The sequence below is a fragment of the Marinobacter sp. BW6 genome (genome assembly GCF_008107725.1).
GTDB lineage: Bacteria > Pseudomonadota > Gammaproteobacteria > Pseudomonadales > Oleiphilaceae > Marinobacter.
On sequence record NZ_VIRN01000078.1, the window covers coordinates 1 to 449 of the forward strand.

Consider the following 449-nt stretch of genomic DNA (forward strand, 5'->3'; position numbering starts at 1 on the left):
GCCTCGGACGCAGGAACGCAGAGCCAGAAGCAAGTAAAGGGCGCAGTTCTTGCAGGTCTGGTGGGGTGGCCGGGCTTGTCACGTTAACGACGAGACAGGTGTTGGCAGGACAAACTGATCACTATGAAGATCGCCTCTGCCGGTTAGAAACGCCTTCGCTTCCCCTCCGAGATCATCGCGCGTGCTGTCTGGCTGCATCTCCGGCTCCCGCTTAGCCTCCGCATGATCGAGGAAAAGATGTCGGGGCGCGGAATGACCGTTTCCTATGAGACGATCCGACGCCGAGATAGGAAGTTCGGCCCTGCATATGCGCGTGACCTGCGCCGTAGGCAGCCATCCCGCAGAGAGGTATTGCCAACTCAGAATCATGACGCGGAGCTCCAATTCCTGGAGCGCTCTTGCAACAGCCAAATCTCAAGGCGTGGTTAACGCGCCAAACTTTGCAACCC

The 449-nt window shown here is 58.4% G+C and carries 1 pseudogene; it reads left to right on the forward strand.

Features of this window, described 5'->3' with window-relative positions:
• Positions 1-159: 159 nt before the first annotated feature.
• Positions 160-351: pseudogene (locus FMN52_RS20040) on the forward strand (IS6 family transposase); the annotation flags it as partial.
• Between the last annotated feature and the right edge of the window lie 98 nt (positions 352-449).